Annotated in this window: 20 protein-coding genes and 3 pseudogenes; 11 read left to right on the forward strand and 12 right to left on the reverse strand. The window is 47.2% G+C overall.

The annotated features are described in order from the left end of the window. Window positions 1-19: 19 nt before the first annotated feature. Both K7X24_RS05540 and K7X24_RS05545 read right to left on the reverse strand, forming a co-directional pair. Complete coding sequence (locus K7X24_RS05540; RefSeq protein WP_103158110.1) at window positions 20-358, reverse strand: addiction module antidote protein; 339 nt, start codon at window positions 356-358, stop codon at window positions 20-22. A 4-nt stretch (window positions 359-362) separates the two neighbouring features. Then, on the reverse strand, window positions 363-629 hold the full coding sequence (locus tag K7X24_RS05545) for a type II toxin-antitoxin system RelE/ParE family toxin (RefSeq protein ID WP_072014407.1): 267 nt from the start codon (window positions 627-629) through the stop codon (window positions 363-365). Between the two features lie 447 nt (window positions 630-1,076). Between K7X24_RS05545 and K7X24_RS05550 the strand changes: the two genes are divergently transcribed. Next, window positions 1,077-1,292, forward strand: a complete 216-nt coding sequence (locus K7X24_RS05550) for a helix-turn-helix domain-containing protein (protein WP_010279992.1) — start codon at window positions 1,077-1,079, stop codon at window positions 1,290-1,292. A 98-nt stretch (window positions 1,293-1,390) separates the two neighbouring features. Here the strand turns inward: K7X24_RS05550 and K7X24_RS05555 are convergent, their stop codons facing one another. The 3 genes from K7X24_RS05555 to K7X24_RS05565 form a co-directional block, all read right to left on the reverse strand. Beyond that, window positions 1,391-1,954 (reverse strand): YcxB family protein, encoded by a 564-nt coding sequence (locus tag K7X24_RS05555; RefSeq protein WP_224553534.1) that lies wholly within the window; start codon window positions 1,952-1,954, stop codon window positions 1,391-1,393. Window positions 1,955-2,144: 190 nt separating this feature from the next. After that, on the reverse strand, window positions 2,145-3,599 hold the full coding sequence (locus K7X24_RS05560) for an SEL1-like repeat protein (protein ID WP_224553536.1): 1,455 nt from the start codon (window positions 3,597-3,599) through the stop codon (window positions 2,145-2,147). 105 nt (window positions 3,600-3,704) lie between these two features. Next, window positions 3,705-4,733 carry a GlxA family transcriptional regulator gene (locus tag K7X24_RS05565; RefSeq protein WP_224553538.1) on the reverse strand — a complete coding sequence of 343 codons (1,029 nt, stop codon included), beginning with the start codon at window positions 4,731-4,733 and terminating at the stop codon, window positions 3,705-3,707. 165 nt (window positions 4,734-4,898) lie between these two features. Here K7X24_RS05565 and K7X24_RS05570 point away from each other — a divergent pair, with 165 nt between their 5' ends. The 3 genes from K7X24_RS05570 to K7X24_RS05580 are packed head-to-tail and all read left to right on the forward strand — an operon-like array spanning window position 4,899 to window position 6,675. Further along, the gene (locus K7X24_RS05570; RefSeq protein WP_224553540.1) at window positions 4,899-5,672 is read left to right on the forward strand and encodes an alpha/beta fold hydrolase; all 774 of its coding nucleotides are present in this window, start codon (window positions 4,899-4,901) and stop codon (window positions 5,670-5,672) included. A gap of 34 nt (window positions 5,673-5,706) precedes the next feature. Then, window positions 5,707-6,327, forward strand: a complete 621-nt coding sequence (locus K7X24_RS05575; RefSeq protein WP_119881719.1) for an FMN-dependent NADH-azoreductase — start codon at window positions 5,707-5,709, stop codon at window positions 6,325-6,327. A 39-nt stretch (window positions 6,328-6,366) separates the two neighbouring features. Next, complete coding sequence (locus K7X24_RS05580) at window positions 6,367-6,675, forward strand: YciI family protein (RefSeq protein WP_039545435.1); 309 nt, start codon at window positions 6,367-6,369, stop codon at window positions 6,673-6,675. 109 nt (window positions 6,676-6,784) lie between these two features. Here K7X24_RS05580 and K7X24_RS05585 read toward each other — a convergent pair whose 3' ends face one another. Beyond that, window positions 6,785-7,918, reverse strand: a complete 1,134-nt coding sequence (locus K7X24_RS05585; RefSeq protein ID WP_180780775.1) for a linear amide C-N hydrolase — start codon at window positions 7,916-7,918, stop codon at window positions 6,785-6,787. A gap of 409 nt (window positions 7,919-8,327) precedes the next feature. Between K7X24_RS05585 and K7X24_RS05590 the strand changes: the two genes are divergently transcribed. Continuing rightward, window positions 8,328-9,101 (forward strand): DUF3750 domain-containing protein, encoded by a 774-nt coding sequence (locus K7X24_RS05590; protein ID WP_130638265.1) that lies wholly within the window; start codon window positions 8,328-8,330, stop codon window positions 9,099-9,101. A gap of 16 nt (window positions 9,102-9,117) precedes the next feature. On the opposite strand, the gene K7X24_RS05595 is transcribed toward K7X24_RS05590, so the two are convergent. Next, on the reverse strand, window positions 9,118-10,020 hold the full coding sequence (locus K7X24_RS05595) for a LysR family transcriptional regulator (RefSeq protein WP_224553542.1): 903 nt from the start codon (window positions 10,018-10,020) through the stop codon (window positions 9,118-9,120). 211 nt (window positions 10,021-10,231) lie between these two features. Between K7X24_RS05595 and K7X24_RS05600 the strand changes: the two genes are divergently transcribed. The 3 genes from K7X24_RS05600 (at window position 10,232) to K7X24_RS05610 (ending at window position 12,473) form a co-directional block, all read left to right on the forward strand. After that, the gene (locus K7X24_RS05600) at window positions 10,232-10,618 is read left to right on the forward strand and encodes a VOC family protein (RefSeq protein WP_010305519.1); all 387 of its coding nucleotides are present in this window, start codon (window positions 10,232-10,234) and stop codon (window positions 10,616-10,618) included. Window positions 10,619-10,691: 73 nt separating this feature from the next. Beyond that, entirely contained in the window at window positions 10,692-11,459 is a 768-nt protein-coding gene (locus K7X24_RS05605; RefSeq protein ID WP_029368761.1) for a sulfite exporter TauE/SafE family protein, read from the forward strand. Between the two features lie 195 nt (window positions 11,460-11,654). Next, window positions 11,655-12,473, forward strand: coding sequence for a hypothetical protein (locus K7X24_RS05610; protein ID WP_224553544.1), 819 nt, complete (start codon window positions 11,655-11,657; stop codon window positions 12,471-12,473). A 62-nt stretch (window positions 12,474-12,535) separates the two neighbouring features. Here the strand turns inward: K7X24_RS05610 and K7X24_RS05615 are convergent. From K7X24_RS05615 to ahr, 3 genes and pseudogenes are all read right to left on the reverse strand, one after another. Beyond that, window positions 12,536-12,628, reverse strand: a pseudogene (locus tag K7X24_RS05615) (alcohol dehydrogenase); the annotation flags it as partial. A gap of 36 nt (window positions 12,629-12,664) precedes the next feature. Further along, window positions 12,665-13,588 carry a GGDEF domain-containing protein gene (locus K7X24_RS05620; protein WP_224553546.1) on the reverse strand — a complete coding sequence of 308 codons (924 nt, stop codon included), beginning with the start codon at window positions 13,586-13,588 and terminating at the stop codon, window positions 12,665-12,667. A 153-nt stretch (window positions 13,589-13,741) separates the two neighbouring features. Continuing rightward, the gene (gene ahr, locus K7X24_RS05625; protein ID WP_224553548.1) at window positions 13,742-14,761 is read right to left on the reverse strand and encodes an NADPH-dependent aldehyde reductase Ahr; all 1,020 of its coding nucleotides are present in this window, start codon (window positions 14,759-14,761) and stop codon (window positions 13,742-13,744) included. A 131-nt stretch (window positions 14,762-14,892) separates the two neighbouring features. Here ahr and K7X24_RS05630 point away from each other — a divergent pair. The 3 genes and pseudogenes from K7X24_RS05630 to K7X24_RS05640 form a co-directional block, all read left to right on the forward strand. After that, a pseudogene (locus K7X24_RS05630) lies at window positions 14,893-15,139 on the forward strand (integrase); the annotation flags it as partial. 718 nt (window positions 15,140-15,857) lie between these two features. After that, on the forward strand, window positions 15,858-16,118 hold the full coding sequence (locus K7X24_RS05635) for a hypothetical protein (protein WP_224553550.1): 261 nt from the start codon (window positions 15,858-15,860) through the stop codon (window positions 16,116-16,118). Window positions 16,119-16,134: 16 nt separating this feature from the next. After that, a complete protein-coding gene (locus tag K7X24_RS05640) occupies window positions 16,135-16,293 on the forward strand; it encodes a DDE-type integrase/transposase/recombinase (protein ID WP_411909697.1) in 159 nt (52 codons plus the stop codon). Between the two features lie 201 nt (window positions 16,294-16,494). Here K7X24_RS05640 and K7X24_RS05645 read toward each other — a convergent pair whose 3' ends face one another. Beyond that, window positions 16,495-16,989: a hypothetical protein gene (locus tag K7X24_RS05645; RefSeq protein WP_224553552.1), complete on the reverse strand. Its 495-nt coding sequence runs from the start codon at window positions 16,987-16,989 to the stop codon at window positions 16,495-16,497. Window positions 16,990-17,690: 701 nt separating this feature from the next. Beyond that, window positions 17,691-17,846, reverse strand: a pseudogene (locus tag K7X24_RS05650) (IS3 family transposase); the annotation flags it as partial. Window positions 17,847-18,003 lie beyond the last annotated feature (157 nt).

Genomic DNA, 18,003 nt, shown 5'->3' on the forward strand with positions numbered 1-18,003 from the left:
GATCGAGCTACTGATATTTTTAATTATGATGAGTATGGGGAATAAGCCGAACGCCTGCGGCTCTGGTGATTTCGGTGAGTGTCGTCAGCGTTGGGTTGCCATTTGCAGACAATGTTCTGTATAGCTGTTGGCGAGACAGACCCGATTTTTTGGCTATTTCGCCCACTCCGCCACGCGCTTCAACAACACGGCGTAATGCTGTCAGGAATGCAGCGATGCCACCTTCCTCATAAATATCCTCTAGTGCTGTCTGGAGGTATATTTCTGCGTATTCAGGATTTTCTCGTAGTTCCGCAACCATTGCATCATCGTGGCTAATGGCTTTTTCGAATGTAGTGGATTGGGTGATGATTGCCATGATGTTACCTCTTTTGATAATCCCGCCAGTATTGCACCGCTTTATCTAAATCTTTGCTTTGGCTTGATTTATCGTCACAGATGAAGAGCAAAATCATCTTATCGCCTTCTATCGCGTAATACACTCGATAGCCTGGACCATAATCAACTTTGATCTCCCAAACACCGTCTCTTTCAAATTTATGGTCGCCGAAATTTCCCTTTTCTGCACGATCTATTCGGATACCTACTTTTGACGCAGCGCGAGGATTTTTTTCCTCGGCGTAAAAAATTGCGCTGAGGCGATCGTGGCCGTCGGATGAGCCGCATGGATGCGGCGAAAGTCAGTGCCGCGTCTGACAAAAACGTCGAGACGTTTTTGAACAGCACTTGTGCTGGCCCGAAGGGTGAGCCCCATTTATGGGGCGAGTAAACGCGTCACTGGCGGTCCGAATGACGGTCACGAACGCCGAAGGTGTCGCACAGCGACGCAATTAGCGCCAAAAAGCCAGTGGTCAAGGCGCTGTGGCGACTGAGCGCGTATGATGAAATGACAGATAAATACGGTGGTTAGCACGCACGAAATTTTTGTCGCTATCCACATAAATAGATAGTCAGAATCATAACGCTCATCTAACACCTTAAATATGTGACTCATCGTCCGTGGTCTTACTCATCACAAAGCGCGATCCTACCCACACGGAAATCAAAATGGTTTTTGATAGGTGGAGGGAAATGGAATGAATCACACTGACTGGCACCCAGCGGATATTATCGCGGGATTACGGAAGAAAGGGACGACGCTGGCGGCGGTTTCCAGAGCAGCGGGGTTGGCGTCATCCACGCTGGCAAATGCGCTTACAAGACATTGGCCGAAAGGCGAGCGCTTGATTGCCGAAGCGATGGGGAAAAGGCCGGAAGAGATTTGGCCGTCGCGTTATTCAGGCGTGAAATGAGGGCAGGGAGTAGGGGAGATAAGCGAGAAAGCGCCATTCATCGATGGCGCTTTGTTTAAATGACTCAGCCACATGACCGAGTCATGCAGAGACCACCGCTATGGCGTTGCTTCTGGGTTCCCCATTCTTTCTTCAATAAAAAGAATGAGTGACTCAGCTTCTTTTTCATCAGAAAAATTACGAAGCGAAATAGGGATAGCAATTATATTATCAACGAGTAAAAATAAATGATTATCGATTTTATTAAGGTGAGAAATCGCATGCCATTTATAGAGACTGTATGAGCTTTCCGTTTCTCCGTAGATACCATCATTGTTTATCGTTATTTTTACCTTTGTTGGAAATACCCCTGAAGGATAGCTTTTTATTTTTCTGGTGAGTAATGAAAGTAAAATATAAAGTACGACTAGTGAAGCCGTAAGGTAAGGAAATAATTTTATGACTGGGTGGGCTTCACGTTCGCTGGATAAAAAAATGATCGCCAGTAATATAAAGAGCGACAAAAGTAACAAAACAAATGAAAGCATTGACAGGGAATTAATTATCCTGTGCTTATAACTCTGTCTCTTTTCATTCCAGCTAGATATCGACTTAATACTCTTTTCATAGTCGTTTTGTGTTAACGTCTGGTGAATAATGAATTCTTTAATTTCTGTTTCCATTTTCTTTACGATCTCTATTATCCATACAATATTATATTCACATCGTGCATGAGATGTAGAGGATTTTTCTGTCTAATTTCCTCTCTGTACGTGAGAAGTAACAGTAGCCACGTCGTCGAATGCGCTGAAAGGTTAAATAGCCCAGATCTCTGGGCTATCAGTATGGAGAATCAAGCATTCACCGCGAGTGTTAACGCTCCTGTTGCCTCAATATTCCCGCCTTAAGGACATCTACCTCCTCGCCGTTAATCGTGGCTGTCGCGGAGGTGACCTGAAATTTCAGATCGCTGAACTGGCAAAAATCGGATTGATACTGCGGGAGCAGGGTTGATTCCTGGGAAAAAATGAATTTTTCTCCCATCATTCCGGCATCAAGGCTACTCAACCCAAAAGGCGGGAAGGCGAGTATTTGTTCGGCTGAAGCGCCTTCACTATTTTTGAGTCGCAGCGTGGCGCGAAAATTGGCGACTTCGCCTAATTTATTTGTATTGATAGAGAAATTAAGCTCGCATTTATAGGGATTATTATTTCCACCGTATGGGCTAGATTCATGCTTTAACGTTAAAAGAGGTAATACGCCGCGGGTCGCTATTCTCTCGCGTTTGTCTTTTTCACACTGGCGAAAATAATTGTTATCTGTGCTCCCTGCGTATTTTTGAGCCTCATGACAATCTACGTCAACGTACTGGCCGCTGTAATACATCTGAGATAAATAGCTGCTGGCACCAGTTAGGTCACGCTTATAGGCTTGTTCAAACAAGGTATAGGCTTTACCGTAATTGGCCTTGATAAGCACACCATTATAATACATTTTTCCCAGACTCATTAATGCGTTATCATCGCCTTGTTTTGCTGCACGCTCATACCATTTTTCAGCTTCTGTCCCATCTGGGTAAACGCCCCAACGTCCTTTTTCGTATACTAACCCAAGTATATTTTGTGCTTCTCGATGGCCGCCTTCAGCAGCGACACGGAACCACTTCAACGCCTCAATATTCTCATTTTTAATATCGGCATAGCCAAAATTATAGAAATGACCGACATGGAAATTAATTTCTGGATCGCCATCCTTTGCCCAGAATGTCGCGAGTCGCAGAATATCCTGCTGGCTAAAACCAATATGGGTGAAGAAGCGTTGAGTATCGGCATCGCCGCTAGTCAAATATCGTCTTACTGCTCGAATTAGTTTAGGGCGATAGGATATATCGCTATCGGCAGCGGCTTTCGCGGAATAAATGTAATCGACAACCTTATCCATCACATCAACGGGTATTTTTATGTCGGCTCGGTTCATTTTTTCTGCGAACTGTTTGGCGCGAGCTTTATCCTGCGCCACGCCTTTGCCGTATTGATAAAAATACCAGACGTTGTAGCAGCCAACATTGCCGTCTATTTCACAGGCCTGCTGATAATACTGGAGCGCTTGTATCGTATTTTGCGGGACGGTGATGCCATATTCATAGATGAACCCCAGCGTGCTCAATGCCTGCGGATCGTTGTCTTTCGCTAGCGCCGTCAACGCGGTTAATGCAGCCGCATCCTGCTGCGTGAGGCGTTTGTAGAGCGTATCTATCTTGTCATTTGCCTGGCTGATGGATACTGCCGATAGGCCGATCAGCGTGGCAAGAACGGTTTTCCTTATCATCGATTTTATGTCCTTAATTCATTCCCTGAGTGAATAGCAATGTGTAGCAAAAGTGCCAATCAAGACGGTGGTTTACCGTAAGCCGTGTCTTTCAGAGTCATCGCCTTAATCATCATCCTCATGATCCAACGCGATCTGCTGATTATTCCTCAACAGCGCCCATTTCCTGAACTGGGTCGGCGTCATCTCCATCTGCTGGGAAAAGGCGCGTCGGAAGGCGGTGTCTTCACTGTAACCACATTCGGCGGCGACCTGCTTGATATGGGTCATCGGGTTTTCAAGCAGTCGACAGGCCATTTCGATCCTGACGCGGGTAATAAAGTTTTTCGGGCTTTCCGCTGTGAGCTCTTTGAGCTTTCGGTGAAGCGTTCGGTCACTGAAATTCAGGGCGCTTGCTAATTCTTCTGCGGTAATTGACGGGTTCTCATAGCGGATGAGCTGTTCGGCACGCAGCAGCAAAGGATGTACGGTATTAATGAACCCCTGCGGAGCATAAATACGTTGAGAAAGGGGCTGGCTATCTGCTACTGCGATATCTGCTGCTAATTTTGCGAGCTTATGTCCGCCACTGCGGCGAATAATATGCAGGGCAAGTTCGACCCAGGACAGTGGCCCGCCAGTGGTAATGATGCCATCTTGTTCTTCCAGCGCTTTGCCCCATACCGGCTTTGCCTTCGGGTATTTCTGCTTAAACGTGTGGTAGAGCCACCATGTCGTGGTGCAGAACCGGCCATCCAGCAGCCCGGCCTCGGCCAGAATAAATCCCCCCGCACAGGCACCGCCTATCAGCGAGCCCTGTCGATATTGCTCCCTGAGCCACAGCGCGGATTCATTAACGGATGACATCGACATCGGTAATTTATCGGGCCCGAGCATCATTCCGGTTGCCAGCACGACATCCGACTTACCCACTGCGTCAAACGAACTGTCTACGTGAATCAGTCTCCCCTGCGCATCACGCACGGGCTTGCCGTCTGCACTGACGATGGACGTTTCAAAAGACAGCGGCGAGTCGGTAGAAGCGATGCTATCAGGCTGTGTAATGAGCGTCTGATTGACCATCCAGAAGATATCGGAAAGCCCAGATATGGCCGACTGCATGCTGCCCGGCAGCGCCATAATGGAGATGTGCATAGTGATTTTGCCTGTCAGACACGATTTGGCGAATTTTGCATGAACTATGTCAAATTTGCCATCTTACCGCAAGCATCAACCACGATTAACATTCAACCATTCGCTACCCCTGATGAAACGCATCGGGGAAACCGGCAGCCGTATCACCCTTTCAGAGGAAAGCATATGACGCATTACCGCATTAAATGGCTCGGCCATCTGGCTATCGCGTTAGGTCTGGTGCTGTCTGCCAGCGTTCACAATGTTGCGGAGGCGGCAAAAATTAACAATATCGTCTTGGTCCACGGTGCCTTTGCCGATGGCTCCAGTTGGTCTGCCGTCACGGCTCGACTACAGGAAATGGGATACCACGTAACTGCGGTGCAAAACCCGCTCACTTCCTTAGCGGATGACGTTGAAGCGACGGAGCGCGTGCTGCAAAGGCAGCAGGGCGATGTGCTGCTGGTGGGGCATTCATGGGCGGGGGCCGTCGTGACGCAGGCCGGTAATGATCCCAAGGTTCGCGGCATTGTCTATTTGTCGGCGCTGGTGCCAGACAGTGGAGAATCCGTCTCTGATTTATTGCAACGCCTGAAAGCGCCGATGGAAGGCATGGCACCCGATTCTAATGGCCTGATTTGGCTGGATAACCCCGAACAGTACCGTGAGGTGATGGCGGGTGATGTCCCCCTGAAAAAAGCACAGGCGCTGGCTGCGGTGCAACAGCCGATTGCTGCAAAAGCCTTTGGCGATCGCGTTCAGCAGGCGGCGTGGAAAAATAAACCAACCTGGTATTTGTTGACGGAGAAGGACAAGGCATTAAATCCATCGATTCAGAAAGACATCGCGAGCCATATCGGTGCAAAGACACAGTCTATTTCGTCTAGCCATATGTCTCTGGTGTCACACCCGGAAGCTGTCGCGGATTTTATTGCTAGCGCAGCTAAAGCAGTTAAATAAGTGAGCGTTGAAACTCAATGTAGGAGAAGTCATTGTGAACATTTTACATATAGACTCCAGTATTCTTGAGAGCGGTTCCGTTTCCCGACAGATTTCTGCTGACGTTGTGGAACAGTTAGTCAAACAGCATCCGCAAGCCGTCGTCACTTATCGGGATGTGGTTAAAAATGAAATACGCCACTTAACCGGGCCGATTGCGGCGGGTTTCCGCCAAATAGCGTCTTCTTCAGCGGATGAAGCAACGCTGCGGGAACACCAACTCTCTGAAGCGTTGGTGGCGGAGTTTCTGGCGAATGATGTGATTGTCATTGGCGCGCCGATGTATAACTTTTCTGTCTCTAGCCAATTGAAATCGTGGCTGGATCGTCTTGCACAGGCAGGAAAGACCTTTAAATATACGGAAAAAGGCCCAGTAGGTTTATCTGGGGGAAGAACGGTTATTGTGGTTTCCTCCCGTGGTGGTTTCTATACCACGCCACCTTTTTTAGATATGGATTTTCAGGAGCGCTATCTTCAGGGTTTTTTCCGCTTTCTTGGCATTACCGATATTCATTTCATCCGCGCAGAAGGTGCTTCAAAAGGGGATGAAATCAAGAATCGTGAAATCCAAAATGCGAAGTCCTCTATCCATTCTGTGGTTACATCCATAGCTTAAAAAATATATAGCCAAACAATAATCATTGAGGTAGCAATTATGCTCTATGCCATTACGCTGTATTACACCAGCCCGAAAGATGAACTTGAAAAGAGTATTGACGCCCACAAAAAATGGCTGGCGGATAATATTAAAAAGGGAAATGTTATTTTTGCTGGCCCGTTGGAGGATGGTACAGGTGGGTTTATTTTAGCCTACGGGTTAGAACTTTCTGATATGGAAGACATTCTGGCCGACGATCCCTTTGTCAATCTGGGATTAGTCAACACAGAGATAAAGGAAATTGAACCTGGAATTTGCTCGAGCCATTTCTATGGTGAATGGGCGGGGAATGCGAAGTCGTTGTAACTAGTCTGTAGATACCCTTACTTATTATAATTGCGCTAAAGCGCCATGCGAACATGGCGCTTTAGCATCATCGTGGAATAAACCGCGTATCGAAAAGTAATTTCCGGATTTACAGCCCTGCGAATTTAAACGGCGTAGCGGGTTTAAAGTGCCCGGAAGCCTGACCAGAATAAATCGTACTTTGGTTTGGTCCTAAATCTAACTTGCTGGCGTTATTTCCACGCGGAGCAAAGTCGATCTTATTCAAATCAACCCAAAAAATATTGGGGGATACGGCAGACTCAAAAAAGTATTGCAGCGACTTATGATCAACAACGGTACGCCAGCGCGTTGAAGCGATATTTGGCATATTCGGTAATGAATAACCATAAGGGACCGAAACATTACGTATGATACTGAATGCGGTGGCTAAGTCCGCCTTATCTTTTTCTATTTTACTTTTCTCTGCCACCCCTGGAATGAGTTTATTGGGTGCAACATTTTTCACATAGAATGAGGCACGAACAAAACGATCGGCCGCGCGGTTCGTTCCCGGTAGCATCACATTGCCACCTATCTGATCCCAATAGGTATTCAGCGTCAACTGCTGATCGAAAGTAGGGGAATTGGTCATCACCTGATAATCCTTATTATGGTGAATGACCTGCTTGCCATCGATATATTCAATAATTGCACTGTCACCGGATGAATCGGATAAGGAGAGGTGAAGCGTTGCCTTTCTATCCTGATGTGGTAAGTCTTTTGTGACCAGTATAAATTTTCCCTCTTTCAGCGCCTTTACGGCTTCATCGACGGTAGCAAAATTATCCAGTACATATTGTGCCCACGCAGCGACGCTTAAGCCTGGTTTTTGTGCCGTCGGTGCGGTTTTAGGATATTTAGATTCCGCCAGCCAGAGTACGTTGGCCGCCAACCCTTTTTCATTAACGCCATCGGTTGTAGAGGCCATGTTGACGTTACTGTCGAAAGCAGAGGCAATGACGCTGCCGTATTTTGATGTCCACTCTAATGATGGATATTTTCCAGCAGCGCCAGAGCGTTCTAATCCTCGTGGAAAAATCCAGAGATTAGTATCGGTATCGTCGGCCCAGTCCATTGAACGTGCGGTAACGGGGTAATCAGGATTCTGTGGATCCATATAAACGAACCGCGTACAGGCGAGTGAAACCGCTGAGCCTAGCGTTAATGCGGCTAATGACAGCGCGCATACCGTAGACTTAAGATGCTTATTATTTCTTATCATTTAATTTCTCCATGTTTATTATCAGAGGTGAGCCGTTTACTAATCTTACCGATGATTATAGTCAGTGATTTATTTATGGCAGGCAGGTGTTCTAAAAATAAATATAACAATGCGTGTTGATTAGTTTATTTATTATTATTCGATGAGAATGTCTTTTTTGATAGTTCGTTTATTTTAGGTTTATTTTCAATAGATCCTCGCATTAAAACGAACGTTGCATAAAACGCGTTGAGACGGTTGTCGTCGCACCCACATAACGTAAAAATAGGTCAATATTTCACCCAGTGCTTAACCTAACCGCCAACTGGCGGTAAACTGGTGGAATGATTTTTTGAGCGATTTTCACTGTGGGCGCTCGCCCACAGGCGTATCGATTCCGTTTCCTCTTTTTCAGTGAGCTATCTGGCCTATGACGTACCTCAAATTCTTGGGGATTGGGTTTATTTGTGTGCTGTTGCTGTCTTTTTGGCAAAGCTGGGCGCAATCAACGCGTAACGGCGAAACGTTTAATGGGCAAAGCTGGTGGTCTGCCAAACGTGATTCTTCCGGCTTGGCGCCGAACCCTGTGCAATTTCGCCAGACTGCTATCGTGCAGGTTTATGCTGCGCCGACGTACGGCTGGCGTGGGCTGGTGGCGGTACATCCGTGGATCATTTTCAAGAAAGCGGGGGAAACCCAATATCGCCGTTATGAGGTCGTGAGCTGGGGGAGCGATAACGTCGTCCGTCTTAACCGTTCGGTGGCCGATGCTTATTGGTATGGTGCGAAGCCGAAGCTCTTGGTAGAGCACCGTGGCGACAAGGCGGAAGCGATGATTCCGCAGATTGAAGCTGCGATCAAAAGCTATCCGTGGCCGAATACTTACCACGCCTGGCCGGGGCCGAACAGTAATACGTTTCTGGCGCACATTGGCCGCGAAGTGCCCGCGCTCAAGCTGGATATGCCCGCTAATGCCATTGGTAAAGATTACCGTCCGATCACGCGCCCAGTGGGGCTGTCGCCATCGGGAAGTGGCGTGCAAATCTCGCTGTTGGGCGTGCTGGGCATCACGATGGGCATTGAAGAGGGAATTGAGGCCAACATTCTGGGGCTGAACATGGGCGTGGATATGAACCCGCCCGCGCTGCGTTTACCCTTTGTTGGCCGCCTCGGCTATGAAAAAACGGGTAGTGAAGAAGGCTGAAGCTCGCGCTTCACCTTTATGCGCCGCATTGCCGCAGATGTGTCAGCAGGTTAGCGACTTCAGGTTGTAACGTCGCGCTGGATTTCACGCCCAGCCAGAGCTGGCGTGAAGCCCACTCGTCAGTGAGACTGATGGCACGTAACTCGGTGCCGAGCACTCCTGGGCGAATTGCCCCTTCCGGCAAGACGCTGATCCCCAGCCCTGCTTCGATCATGCGACAAATGCCGTCAAAGCTGCTGACCTGCACCCGCAGGCGCAGCACTCTCCCCAGCTCATCTGAGGCATCTTTTAGCTGTTTCAGCAACGAACTGCCGTTATTGAGGCCGACGTAGTCGTAGCCCAGAGTGTCGTTAAAGCTGACTTCTGGCCGCACGGAAAGCGGGTGATGTGGCGGAACGAGTACGACAAGCTTGTCCTGACGATAAGGAATCTTCTCGACCCCCTGTGAACCGACATTGTCCGCGAAGATGCCGATATCGGCTTCGCCCATCGCCAGCGCCGTCACCACGGTTTTACTGAGCTTTTCCTCCAGGTTAATACGAATGAGCGGTCGTGCCAGCAGGAACGACGCTAGATCCTGTGGAAGAAACTGAATAATCGCTGAGGTATTCGCCCACATGTGTACGTGGCCGCGCACGCCAACGGCGTAGTCGTTCATTTCACTCGCCATACGCTCCACGTTGCTCAACACATTGCGCGCGTGATTCACCAATTCCTTTCCTGCCGGGGTTAACGTCAGGCCGCGCGGCATTCGAATAAACAGCGCACAGTCCACGGTGCGCTCCAGCTCGGCGATACGCTTGCTCAGGGCTGAAAGCGTAATGTGGAATTTTTCTGCGGCTTTGGTCAGGCTACCCGTTTGGGCAACCTGCAAAAAGATGCGGAGCGACTGGAGGTCAAAGTGCGTTGGGTTAATCATGGTTTATCGAGCTTCCTCGGTGGTCTGAAAAACACGTCAGTGACCAGTGTGTTGATGCAGAGCAGCGTGTTGTCACTTTTCTTATGGCACGCTTACTCTATCACAGTAGGCGGTTTTCCTATCAGGAAAGGGTCATTGAGTATTCAGGGATTATCAAAAGACCGCGTTACTCCTAGGATGTGAGAAATATCGTTCAGGATAGGACCTATCAATGTCACTTATCGATCATGTCGATCACCTTGTATTGACCTGCGTTGATTTTGCGGCGACCCGACATTTTTATGTTGATGTGCTGCAAATGCGGGAAGAAACGTTTGCGAATGGGCGCGTTGCTTTTCATTTTGGTCATCAAAAAATCAATGTGCACCTGCGCGGAGCCGAGCATGAGCCCAAGGCACATCTGCCCGTTCCTGGCTCGCTCGATCTGTGTTTTATTGCGTCGGTGCCGCTGGAGCAGGTTATGGATCATCTGGCACGCTGCCGCTGGCCAATTAGCGAAGGACCGGTGATGCGAACCGGCGCAACGCAGCCAATCCGTTCTCTCTATCTGCGCGATCCCGATCTGAATTTGATCGAAATCGCGGAATATTTACCCTAAAGCCATTGTCTGCCTACCGGCCTGAAACGCGGTTCTCCAGATAGTCTTGTGATATATAGGTCATGCATTTTTTATGTTTAGCTTAATGATGTTCAGCGATATTTTGTTGTGTTTGCTTTTGGGTATCGGGCTGGGATTTTGCGGAGGAATGCTGGGGATTGGCGGTGGGCTGATCGCGATTCCGATTCTGGGCGTGCTCTTCGGGATGGATCAACATATGGCACAGGGAACCGCGCTGGTGATGATTACGCCTAACGTGCTGATTGGTTTTCTACGCTATCGCCAGCGTAACCGCATTGATACGCGGGTGGCGTTGACCATGTGTGCTTTCGCGACGGGGTCCGCTTACCTTGCGGCTCACATCGCTTCATCGATTGATGTTCACAATCTCCAGCGCGCCTTTGCCACTTTCCTGCTGGTGTTGGCGGCGTTCTATATGTGGCAGTGGTATAACAAGAAGCGCAGCCAAACGTCGGAAATTGTGCTGTCGACCAAATACCTGCCGCTACTTGGGGTAGCGAGCGGGTTTATGTCCGGTATTTTTACCGTCGGCGGCGGTCTGGTTGTGGTGCCAGTGCTGGTTACGCTGTTTGCCTTTGCGCAAACGCAGGCGCAGGGCATGGCGTTGATACTTGTTGTTCCGGGCGCACTGGCGGCGCTGCTATCCTACTCGCAGGCGGGTAACGTTGACTGGGGTATTGGTTTACCACTGGCGTTGGGCGGGATCTTCAGCGTGTCCTGGGGCGTGGCTTTAGCACACAAGCTGCCAGTTGTTTACCTGCGTGGGGCGTTTTGTCTGATGCTGATCGGAGTGGGAATCACTATGCTGGTGCTGAAATAACTGGGTGGTATGTCCTACTTATCGCTTTTAATTCCTACCTATTCAGCCTAAAGTTTTCAGCGCTTTCTCCGTTGATAGGTAGGAAGTGATGCGGTTAGCGTAAATGATTTCTCAATTTCCTGACCGCTGCTGGAACGGCCCGAGTGAAGTTGGGTCGCGTCCTCTCTGAAGCCCAATCTGAATAAGGCGTGATGTATGAATCTCGTGAGCTATTTAGGAAAGCAAACTCTCGGTGTACTGGCGGGATATAAGCAGGGTGGCATGGTCATCCATATTTGCGGCGTCTATCCCAATGCGGATAACAGTCTGCGCGTTTTTTTCCCACACGGGCATGAGTTTGCCGTTGGCGATCTGGCAACTATCCACCTTGATAATCGCTCTGGGGTTGATGAATTTGATGCCAATATTCAGGTTTATCGCGCCTCTTACAAAGGGCGTGTGGTCGCCAGCGACGGGGATTGGGTCGTGCTGGAACCGAGAGAGTGTCAGCTTCTGCACGGTTTCACGCCCGTGCTGGATATCCGCGAACCGGGCTATCAGTTTCCACTAGACGACCGCCCATCAATGCCAGTGCCGCTGACGCCGATGGTTGATTTTCCACCGACGGAAAAGCAGGATTTCTCCAATAAGGTCGGTGTATTAATTACTATGGCCGCCGAACAGCCGCATACTACGGTGCTGGCATTCCTGTCGTCTGTGGATAACGATATCTTCCTGATTACGTTCCCTGAAACCTTTAAATCTCAGCTGCTCAAACGTAATCCGCACTGCTTTTTTGCGATGGATGAACGCAGCCATTATACCTTCGAGCGGGCCATTGAATGGAACTACACCATTATCGAAGGGGAAGCGTTTATTATCGCGCGTGACAATCCGCTTTATGAAAAAGTACGCCATGAATTCGTCACTAAAAACCCGTGGGAAATTGCCTTTTTCACGCGTCCTGACGTCGAGGTTTACCATATTAAAAGTAAGCAGCTCGTTTGCCCAGGTAATACACAAACGCTTAGCTAAGCTATAAAAAAAATAGACGGGATAGCGCTGTGCTATCTCGTTTTATATTAATAAATCGCGGTTTACCGTGGCAGCTCGATCACCAGACGGCCTGTGATTTTCCCGTCTTTCATTTCAGCGAAAATGGCGTTGATGTCTTTCAGTGGACGGCGCGTCCATGCGGCCGTGTTATGGAGAGAAGGGGAGTCGTGCTACAGGGTTTTTTCTTTCGGTTCCAGAGCCCATTCAACCTTGCCTTTACCCGTGCTTTTGGCTCGGTAAAGTGCAACATCCACGCGCTTCATAAAGTGTTCAGTGGGTTCCTGAGGCTGTTTCTTACCCGCCCCAATGCTAACAGAAAGATGATGCATATTTTTAATGATGATTTTGTTCGCATTTTTTAGTACTTCGCTTGCCAGTTTCTCTGCCCGAGCCTGTGTCCCAGCATACAGAATAATCGCGAATTCTTCGCCACCTATTCGGGTCGCGACAACTTCACTATTATCGAAACGGGAAAGAATATGGCCGAATTTACTTAATATTTCATCGCCTTTCGTATGACCATATTTGTCATTGATGACTTTGAAATTATCGATGTCGATAATAAATAAATAGGGTGTTTTCGCTTCGAGTTTTTTTAATTCGTTAATAAAAAACCGACGATTAGGAAGTTGCGTGAGTTCATCGCTAAATGATTGTATTCTGGCTTCAACATACTTATTGTTGATTTGCTGTATCAGGTTATAAACACCAAATCCGACGCCAAACATACCAATAATTCTCAGTAAATCCTCAACGTAATATCCAATAAGTTTAGTCTGATAAACAAACTCATCCATAAAATCAAACGTGGCGGAGCATATCCATACGTGTAGCCCGAGGCGAATGGATAAGGCAGAAGTGTGGTTAAGTGATATTTTACTGGTACACGATAAGATAAAAAAAAGAAAAACCAGTGCGATCGCATCGGTATAAATCCCAGGATTGTTGTGTAACTGCTCCTGAAAATCTCGATGCTTTAAGAACAGGACATTAAATATAACGATCAGCGTTGACGATAATAGGGCGAGCCTTATCGGGCAAAACGTCTTCTTTTTTTTATCAATGAAATCATGATCATATTGTTTAAAAGGCATCGCTTACCTCCTCTTGTATCACCTTTTAATCCTATCATGAAATAGATTGAATAGATTCAGTATTATGTTAACCGCAGGTGTACTCCAGAGGATGGTATAGGGCGGACTGATTCTGCAAAAGCAGACGCCTGATTGCTCAGGCGTCTTTACCGATTAAAAATCGGCTTTCAGTACCACGCGGTAGCGGGCTTTGCCGTCACGTACGTGCTGGATAGCATCATTGATTTTCGACATCGGGAACAGTTCCGTCTGCGGCTTCACGTTGGCACGCGCCGCAAGCTTCATCAAGGAACGCAGCTCATGCGGTGAACCGGTAGAAGAACCGGAAACGCTGCGGTCACCTGCGATAAGCGTGAAAGCTGGAACGCTGAATGGCTTCATCACCGCGCCGACGGTATGGAACTTCCCGTTATAGGCGAGCGCGTTGAAGTAAGGCTGCCATTCCAGATCGACGCTCACGGTGTTGATGATGAGATCGAACTGGCCTGCCAGTGCGGTCAGCGCCTGCGGATCGCGGCTGTTGACGACCTTATCGGCACCCATCGCCAGCACTTCCTGCTCTTTGGCAGGGTTCGAACTGAACGCTGTGACTTCACAGCCCATCGCGTGCAGAAGCTTAATCGCGATATGCCCCAGGCCACCGATACCGATCACGCCGACGCGGCTGGTCGCAGTGACATGGTGCATTAACAGCGGTTTGAACACGGTGATGCCGCCGCACAGCAACGGACCCGCCGATTCGATATCAATGGAATCAGGAAGCGGGATAGCCCACTGCCAGTTCGCGCGAATCTTATTGGCAAAACCGCCTTTATTCAGGATGGTCGGCACACTGCCTTGCTGACAGTTAGTTTGACTGCCGCTGATACAGGCATCGCAGTGCCCACAGCTGCGAGCCGTCCAGCCAATGCCTACGCGCTGACCAATCTTTAATCCTTTGCTTTTCGCCGCGTCACCTAGCGCATGTACACTGCCAATCACTTCATGCCCGGCAACCAGCGGATAGCTCGACATGCCCCATTCGTTATCAATCATCGACAGATCGGAATGGCATACGCCGCAGTAATCAACCACGACTTCGACGTCTTCCGCGTGCAGTTCACCCGCATCAAACTCATACAACTCCAGCGCTGCGCCTGCTTCCGGTGCGGCATAACTCTTTATCATCGTCATCACAATTTCCTCAGTATGGGTTTGATTAACCAGTCTAAAGGGTTATGGCGTTTTTCTCTATGTCACAACGTGCCTGTGGTTTTTCATTTTGTGTCGGGGAGCGATGGCTTGCTTTACGTTACTCACTAACTGTAGTTGTAGTACCTTCTAAAGTGAGGTTTGGAGCATATAGCACCGCAGAAATAAAGACGTTTGTTGGGGATGCTCAAGCAGCCTGTCGATTGGTGGAAGTGGATCATATATCTGCTGGTATACACCGGAGCTAGAAGAGGTGAGCTTGCCAAGCAGAAGAAGTCATAGATCAAATATGATGAGGACAGCCAGCAGCACTATTTCCTGATCTCAGAAGGAGGGCAGGGGAAAACTGAGAATACCACTGCTTTCGGCGCGATGGCTGCACCATTTTTTGCCATGGCCTCCTGAATAATCTCGGCTTAGAGTCGTTCTTCGGCATACATCTTTTTGAGGCGGCGATTTTCCTTTTCCAGTTCTTTGAGACGAGCCATCATGGAAGCATCCATACCGCCCTACATACGGTACTGCATAAAATGGCTGATTGCCGAGGAAATAGCAATACGTTACCGAACGATGATTTAATGACAATATATTGTTTTATATATTAAAAATGTACTGTATTGGACGGCTAAGAACCTTAAGGTTGCGGACTACTCCTCCGCCACACATTCAATAGAATCAATGATTTTTTTGATTCTGTCATGCATAAAGTGCAGCATAAAAACTTCCTTAATCGGAGGTTTTTTTGTTTCTGGCCTACCTGTTTTTTTCCTCTTGTTACACCCCAGATTGCCCATTCATCTCTTCTGGTCCATATCGTCAAAAATTCATCTTTACCTGGGCTTTATTGAATAAATCGAACTTTCGGCGGGAAACAGGATCTGATCTGTCCTTGATTTAGTGCCCAACTGGAAAAACTCGATCAGGATAAGGCGGGAACTGCTTTCTCCAACACGCCACAGCTTTCCGAACAGGAACTGGAAATTCGACGCCTTAAAGCCAAAATCGCTGAACTGGAAGAGGACAAACTCATCCTGAAAAAAGCGGCGTTCTTTGCGCGGGAAAGCCGCTAAGATACGCCATGGTCACTCAGTTATCGGCTTTCCATGCGGTGAAACGCGTTTGCCTGTTGTTCAATGTCAGCATGCGGGGTTACCAATCATGGCGCAACCGAACACCCAGTCAACGACAGTTGGCTGACGACATCCTGAGCCAGCGGCTAATTCAGTTGCATCACGACAGCCTGGGAACTTACGGTATCCGGCGTCTGCAAAGTGATTTACGGGACGAACAGTCAGCACGATTATCCTATAGCGCCCAACCTGCTGAACTGGGAATGTAGTCCGGCAGAAACGGATATGGCGTGGGCTACGGATATAACGTATATCCGTACGGAAGAAGGCTGGCTGTATCTGGCGACCGTCATAGACCTGTATTCCAGACGAATAATTGGCTGGAGCCTGAGTAACAGACTGAAAACTCAGGTTGTGATTGAGGCACTGGAGATGGTGAGATGAACGAGTTATCAGTGCCTTCATTGATAAATATATATTGGATACACAACAAAATACCAATCTACCAATTGAAATTTTCACCCTTTATTTTTTTTGTGAAATTTAATCATCTTTACTAAAAAAGTAAAAAGAGAATTGCCAAAATCATATTGTCAACTCTCTTTTTTTTAATAAAAATAACATTTTCACTCTATAAACAAGGCTCTACGGCTGTAATCCAGATACGGTCCATACACCATTGCTAGAAAAAATATAGGCTCCTCTGTTGGGCTTCACTAATTCCTCCTTTCCATTCACATACAATTTAACGGGTGTGGCTGAAGGAGAGGAAGTATTATTAAGAGTAATGGCTTTTTGTGATGGATATCCAGAAGGATTAGGTGTATGAATTGCTGGAACCAACCGCCCATCTCGCAAATTTATCACTACCAAATCATAAGTCTCAAATAAATCACTTAAGTCTTTTTCAGTGATTTCAACACCATTTTCTATTTGGTAAACCACTACATGATTAGTTTCTTTTTTGTCAGAAATTAAGGTCATACCGTATTGTGACGACCCCAACGTAGTCTTCGTATTTTGATTCTCTCCAGAATGGAGCAAGGTGTTACTCATGTCACGAATGCCATTTTCTAATGCATATGCCAACGGCATAGCTAGCATTGCTCCAACTAAGATACTTGAACGTAATAGATTCATAATAATACCTCATTTATTTTCAATAAATAATTAGCTAAGTGAATGGTTATAATACTTAAGAAAATATCAAATAAACCTAAAGGCAACTGGTTTAACAGTCAGATTAAGTTAAGTAAAGTAATATTAAATTGTCAACCAACCCTATGATTTCAGATAAGATATAAATTGAATTTTTAAAAAAAAATACCATTATCACCATCTTAAAAAGTAGCATTCAAAAAAACCTTAAAAAACAATACGCTGTTTTTTTGATAAAAATCATTATCATGAACGACGAATGATAGTAATAAAATCACCTTCCGATTAAAATTAAAGAATAGAAGTAAATTTAAAAATTATAAGGATGGCTATCATTCACAAAAAATAAAAAATGCAATTGCATTAATAAGCAGACTTATAAATAATAAGACATCAAGGAAGCAATGCCGAGTCGTGTTAGCATGATTTCGTCACATGATAGGACTTATGGATTACACAAACAATGCGCCATTTTGGATGGCGCGTTGTCGTTTATCTCCCCTACTATCTGTCCTCATTTCACGCCTGAATAACGTGACGGACAAATCTCTTCCTGCCTTTTACGGCTTTGTTTGTAGTGGTCAACTAAAATTGGCCACCGCTTTAGAGTTTTTCCAGTATCGGTTTTCCGATTCGTTTGGGGGTAACCCTCCGTTATATTCATGCAGCCAACGTTCCGTCATTTTCCTGACTTCATTCAGTGTTCTGATACGTTGTAGTTTTTTCTTTAACTCACGTATTTCAATCTGCTCAGGGGTAATGGGAGACGCTTTTGGTGATTTACCTTGCCGTTCATCTCGTCACTGCCTTACCCAGCGCGTCGTTGTCGACAGGCCGAGGATATGAACGTAGAGAGACTTTTCGTGCATGGTGGTGACCTCAGGCGATTATCATGCTTTCAGCCATCACAACAAGGGAATGCCCTTTAGGATACAGTAATTGCTTTGTAAAAAACGACGTTCGAAAGCACAGTTTTATCAGTTGGGCATTCGATGA

It is taken from the genome of Pectobacterium versatile (genome assembly GCF_020166435.1).
GTDB classification, from domain to species: domain Bacteria; phylum Pseudomonadota; class Gammaproteobacteria; order Enterobacterales; family Enterobacteriaceae; genus Pectobacterium; species Pectobacterium versatile.

Excerpts from the sequence above, each read along its gene's own strand:
- K7X24_RS05540 (WP_103158110.1), bottom strand. The coding sequence starts at position 358 with ATGGCAATCATCACCCAATCCACTACATTCGAAAAAGCCATTAGCCAC.
- K7X24_RS05550 (WP_010279992.1), top strand. The coding sequence starts at position 1,077 with ATGAATCACACTGACTGGCACCCAGCGGATATTATCGCGGGATTACGG.
- K7X24_RS05555 (WP_224553534.1), bottom strand. The coding sequence starts at position 1,954 with ATGGAAACAGAAATTAAAGAATTCATTATTCACCAGACGTTAACACAA.
- K7X24_RS05560 (WP_224553536.1), bottom strand. The coding sequence starts at position 3,599 with ATGATAAGGAAAACCGTTCTTGCCACGCTGATCGGCCTATCGGCAGTA.
- K7X24_RS05565 (WP_224553538.1), bottom strand. The coding sequence starts at position 4,733 with ATGCACATCTCCATTATGGCGCTGCCGGGCAGCATGCAGTCGGCCATA.
- K7X24_RS05570 (WP_224553540.1), top strand. The coding sequence starts at position 4,899 with ATGACGCATTACCGCATTAAATGGCTCGGCCATCTGGCTATCGCGTTA.
- K7X24_RS05580 (WP_039545435.1), top strand. The coding sequence starts at position 6,367 with ATGCTCTATGCCATTACGCTGTATTACACCAGCCCGAAAGATGAACTT.
- K7X24_RS05585 (WP_180780775.1), bottom strand. The coding sequence starts at position 7,918 with ATGATAAGAAATAATAAGCATCTTAAGTCTACGGTATGCGCGCTGTCA.
- K7X24_RS05590 (WP_130638265.1), top strand. The coding sequence starts at position 8,328 with ATGACGTACCTCAAATTCTTGGGGATTGGGTTTATTTGTGTGCTGTTG.
- K7X24_RS05595 (WP_224553542.1), bottom strand. The coding sequence starts at position 10,020 with ATGATTAACCCAACGCACTTTGACCTCCAGTCGCTCCGCATCTTTTTG.
- K7X24_RS05600 (WP_010305519.1), top strand. The coding sequence starts at position 10,232 with ATGTCACTTATCGATCATGTCGATCACCTTGTATTGACCTGCGTTGAT.
- K7X24_RS05605 (WP_029368761.1), top strand. The coding sequence starts at position 10,692 with ATGTTTAGCTTAATGATGTTCAGCGATATTTTGTTGTGTTTGCTTTTG.
- K7X24_RS05610 (WP_224553544.1), top strand. The coding sequence starts at position 11,655 with ATGAATCTCGTGAGCTATTTAGGAAAGCAAACTCTCGGTGTACTGGCG.
- K7X24_RS05620 (WP_224553546.1), bottom strand. The coding sequence starts at position 13,588 with ATGCCTTTTAAACAATATGATCATGATTTCATTGATAAAAAAAAGAAG.
- ahr (WP_224553548.1), bottom strand. The coding sequence starts at position 14,761 with ATGACGATGATAAAGAGTTATGCCGCACCGGAAGCAGGCGCAGCGCTG.
- K7X24_RS05635 (WP_224553550.1), top strand. The coding sequence starts at position 15,858 with ATGGTCACTCAGTTATCGGCTTTCCATGCGGTGAAACGCGTTTGCCTG.
- K7X24_RS05640 (WP_411909697.1), top strand. The coding sequence starts at position 16,135 with ATGGCGTGGGCTACGGATATAACGTATATCCGTACGGAAGAAGGCTGG.
- K7X24_RS05645 (WP_224553552.1), bottom strand. The coding sequence starts at position 16,989 with ATGAATCTATTACGTTCAAGTATCTTAGTTGGAGCAATGCTAGCTATG.